Source organism: Chamaesiphon sp. OTE_75_metabat_556 (genome assembly GCF_031378165.1).
Classification (GTDB): Bacteria; Cyanobacteriota; Cyanobacteriia; order Cyanobacteriales; family Chamaesiphonaceae; genus Chamaesiphon.
This window is the reverse complement of sequence record NZ_JANNDR010000101.1, coordinates 1-4,481: the sequence shown is the minus strand read 5'-3', so window position 1 is coordinate 4,481 and position 4,481 is coordinate 1. Positions and strand designations below refer to the sequence as shown.

Below are 4,481 nucleotides of genomic sequence, written 5' to 3'. Positions count from 1 at the left end.
AGGAACAGAACAACCCTTCGTCAGGACTGCGGTGTGAGTGTTCAATCAGCTCAACGGTCGCGCCATGCTATCATATAGGCGAGCCTGGCGTCTTCAACGTCCTCTTTCAGCGCACCTTCGGAGACGTGAGTAAGTAGAGGAGCCGAATTCAATCAATCACACATGAGAACTTTTTGAATAGTGAAAATTTAATATTTTAGATTTTATGCAGCCGAAGTTTGCGAATGAGTTGGCTTGGCAACAAGCGGAGTTTTTGATGCAACCGATCTATATTCGGATTATCGATCGCATCCGTCAACAGGGAGAAGTATCTACTTGGAAGGTGAGTTATGAGGAGATAAGAGATCCGCACCCGATTAATTATCTCTGTCTGGAGTCTGAGGATAAGCAGTTAAAATATGATATTTGGGACTTGTGTTATCAGGTGTGTTTTCTCAATTATGATGGCAGTCATAGCGAACTCGAAAGCCAAATTGTGGATGTAGATACCAGTCTCATCGATCTGGAAGCGAAGACTCCCGATTGGACTAAATTGGATAATAAAGCTAAAGATGTTGTCATTAGAATCTTTAATAATTTGCCGAGCTAGCGACAGTAGCAAGTATTGGTAATCTAAATAATCTAAAATTCCTAAATTAATACTTTGAATAATTCATATACAATACTTCAATCTGCTCGATCTGGTGTAGCTATTTATGATAGTTCTGAGTGGGGGAAAATTCTAGTCAGCGATCGCGACAGGCTGCGATTCCTGCATAATCAAAGCACGGCAGATTTTGAAAGCCGTCAGTCGGGTGAAGGTTGTGATACGGTATTTGTTACTTCGACAGCTCGGACGATCGATCTGGCTACTGGATTAATCTTAGATGATGAGGTGTTACTAATTATATCTCCGAATCGTCGTAAGTATCTATTTGATTGGCTCGACAAATATATCTTTTTTGCCGATCGAGTCAAATTAAAAGATGTCACCGATGCTCTAGCTAGCTTGACATTAATGGGGGCTGAAAGTACTAGCATATTAGCGCAATTAGGCTGTACAGAACTAACAGAATTACCTCTGCACAGCCACCAAGTACATAATATTAACGGGATCGAAGTCCGAATTGCGATCGGGACTGAATTGGGATTACCTGGCTATCGCTTAATATGCGATCGAGCCAATGCGTCAGTCTTACAGCAAGCTCTGACTAATTTGGGTGCTGTCACAGTCGATGAGGATGCCTGGGAATGCCTACGAATCGAACAAGGTAGACCGAAACCCGATGCAGAATTAACGGAGGATTATAACCCCTTGGAGGTAGGTTTGTGGGATACGATTTCGTTTACAAAGGGTTGCTATATCGGCCAAGAAACGATCGCGCGGCTGAATACTTATAAAGGTGTTAAACAATATCTGTGGGGAATTAAATTAGTCGGATCTGTGGCAGTGGGTACGTCAATAACCGTTGATGGTGAAAAGGTAGGTGTGTTGACTAGTTGTAGCCAGACAGATGCAGGAATAATGGGATTGGGATATGTTAGATCGAAGGCTGGTGGGGTAAGCTTAAAAGTGATGCTTGGTGATGTAGAGGGAGAAGTTATAGATCTTCCTTTCGTTCGACATGAATATCCTGTATAGATCGATGTTTAAGCAGTGAATTAACTTGCTCTAAACCTAAAAAAATCAACCTTTAATACAGACAACTTGCTTGAGGGTAGCGACGACTTCTACTAAGTCAGATTGATTTGCCATGACAGTATCAATCGATTTATAAGCTGCGGGAATCTCGTCGAGTAGTTCGGTATCTTTGCGACATTCGACACCCTGAGTTTGGGCGACTAAGTCATCTAAAGTATAAGTATTTTTGGCCATTGCTCTAGACATAATCCGTCCGGCACCGTGAGAACAACTACAGAAACTATGGGCGTTACCTTTACCTTTGACGATATAAGATTTGGTGCCCATCGAACCAGGGATGATGCCATAGTCTTCCTTCTGGGCGCGGACGGCACCTTTGCGGGTGACATAGACTTCTTCACCGAAGTGGACTTCTTTTTCAGCGTAATTATGATGGCAATTCACCGATAATAATGGCTTCATTTTCTTACCACCATTGAGATGCTGTTCGATGACGCGCATGAATCTGGACATCATCACATCGCGATTAGTGCGAGCGTAGTCTTGTGCCCACTGGAGATCGCGCCAATAGGCAGCAAATTCGGGCGTACCAGTCACAAAATAGGCTAAATCTCGATCGGGTAAACTCAGATTAGCTAGTTTTGCCAGATCTTTGGCAGTATCGATATGACATTGCGCCAATTTATTGCCGATATTCCGCGAGCCGGAATGCAACATCAACCAGACTTTATTTTCGGTATCGATACAAACTTCAATAAAGTGATTACCGCCGCCCAATGAACCGAGTTGTTTGATGGCTTTATTTTCTAAACCGCGTACGCCGCGATGCAATTGGGCAAAATCTTGCCAGCCTTGCCAATTAGTAGCATCTTTGGAAATTTCTTTATTTTCTTCAAAGCCAACGGGAATTTGCGCTTCTAAATCGAGGCGAATTTTTTTGAGTTTACCATCTAATTTCTCACCTTGAAATGGGGTTTGAATCGCCATCATCCCACAATTATGAACAAATATGCCTGCTGACAAGGCAAAGTTGTGATATTCTGGCACCGTTAAACAATAAACATCTTCAGTGCGATTTAGTGGTATGACTGCTGCAACCTTGTGGTTGCATTTGTGTTCTTTTTTGCGATGATTGTGCAAGCCTATCGGTGACTTTATTTCCGATCCACAGATATCACAAGCATACAATCTATTTGCTATCTCTTTTGATTTGATTCTCCCACGCTCGCTTTGATTATAAGTAACTAAATAACACTTGCCACGTTCGCCATTTCCAGCAACAGATTTCTGAAAATGCGCTGGGTTTTCTGCCATATACTTGAGAATATTCGCGGTTCCTCGTTGGGCAAAATATCCTCTTCCTGCTGAAGTTTGAGCCTTTTGAGCGATCGCAGCAACTCTACGTTGTTCAAAATCTGGAGATTGCCAATGCTGGTTGCGATCGACTAAACTACGATGGTATGCAGAATGGTCTCTATCGCCCATAAACTCTAAATTATCTGGCCGATTGTCGGATTGACTGAAGTTACTATGATGAATAATAGTTCGTTGTCCTTCAAATCTAGGAATATCCCCTAAGATTCCAGATCTAGCTATAATCCAGTGTGCTTTATGCCATCTACCTGAATATGGTTGCGCGATTAAAGTGTATCCTTCTCGATCTAATTTTGAGTAGAAGGGCATGAGAGATGTTTGATGTTTCAGATCGATCGCTGCTTGATAAGTACCATCACGCAACATAAATTGATGATCGGGTGTACAAATAATCTCTTTACCATTATCCAGTATTACCTTGACTAAAGATGTATTTTCTCTAGTTAATCTAGCTGTTGCCATAGCCGCCACAATTCTTCCTGTGGGGGTACAAGCATAAACTATAAATTCTGCATTTTTTTGAGCGAGTTCTTTAATGGGATAATCTTTACCATCTACCAATGGTATGAGAGTATCGCCTGTAAAACAACCAATATCCACACCCACAGCCGCCGGAATAATTGCATCTGTAGTCGCAATTACCGAGCCGACGAGGGCACCTTTTCCTAAGTGGACGTCTGGCATCAGGGCGACATGTTTGAACACAAAAGGTAAGGAAGCCACATTTTTGGCCATCTTGGTTTCTGCTTGCGCCAAATCGTGTCCCGCCCAGGATAAGACGGGTTTGGGGGTGTCGATGTCTAATTGTTGATAAGTCATGCGGATGGGAGATGAAGCAGTGACGTCGATCGATGATAAATAAAAATGAAGTGGTAGGGGTAATTCATGAAGCGACCGAAATCGCGCTGAGGTTCCCTCAGCGTGCGTTTCGGTCAAGACATTACCCCTACCACTTCATTTTAGCTTGGTTATTTTAGGTCGATCGCTTATTTACCAAACAGGCTGCCACTAAGTTTCTTAATTGCCTTACCAGCAATCTCCGAATAACTGAGTTCGCCAGCCATAATCCTGGCCATTGTCAGACTAGCAGCAGGACGTTTGATTGCTGCTTTATAGCTAACTTTGGGGAATTGATAAAAAGCACCTGCAAGGCGTTGTGCCCACTTCATATCTGCGCCCCATTCTGTGGTCATGATTTCCGTGTACTTCTCCAAGGCATTGCTGGTACCGCCCAGCGCAGAGTGGATCGATTCAGCGGCTTTGACCCCAGAAAAGATTGAGGGGCGAATCCCTTCAGCAGTCATCGGATCGACGACACAGGCGGCTTCGCCAGCTAAGACGGCATTTTGGGTATGGAGTCTTTGATCGCCATCCCACAGACAGAGGGGATGTCCATACTGTTTGAAGCTATTGATATCGATGCCAAATGCGCCAGTACTATAGGTATCGAGAATTTTTTTGAAGTCTTGGATATATATATATATAT

Annotated in this window: 3 protein-coding genes and 1 pseudogene; 2 read left to right on the top strand and 2 right to left on the bottom strand. The window is 43.1% G+C overall.

The genetic code is table 11. The features are described from left to right. The first annotated feature begins 205 nt into the window (after window positions 1-205). On the top strand, window positions 206-589 hold the full coding sequence (locus tag RMO27_RS04475) for a hypothetical protein (protein ID WP_309729554.1): 384 nt from the start codon (window positions 206-208) through the stop codon (window positions 587-589). Between the two features lie 54 nt (window positions 590-643). Continuing rightward, entirely contained in the window at window positions 644-1,621 is a 978-nt protein-coding gene (locus RMO27_RS04470; RefSeq protein WP_309729551.1) for a folate-binding protein, read from the top strand. Window positions 1,622-1,666: 45 nt separating this feature from the next. Here RMO27_RS04470 and RMO27_RS04465 read toward each other — a convergent pair whose 3' ends face one another. Together RMO27_RS04465 and RMO27_RS04460 are read right to left on the bottom strand one after the other, a co-directional pair. After that, window positions 1,667-3,814, bottom strand: a complete 2,148-nt coding sequence (locus RMO27_RS04465; RefSeq protein WP_309729548.1) for an RtcB family protein — start codon at window positions 3,812-3,814, stop codon at window positions 1,667-1,669. 167 nt (window positions 3,815-3,981) lie between these two features. Then, window positions 3,982-4,481 (bottom strand): annotated as a pseudogene (locus RMO27_RS04460) (dehydrogenase); the annotation flags it as partial.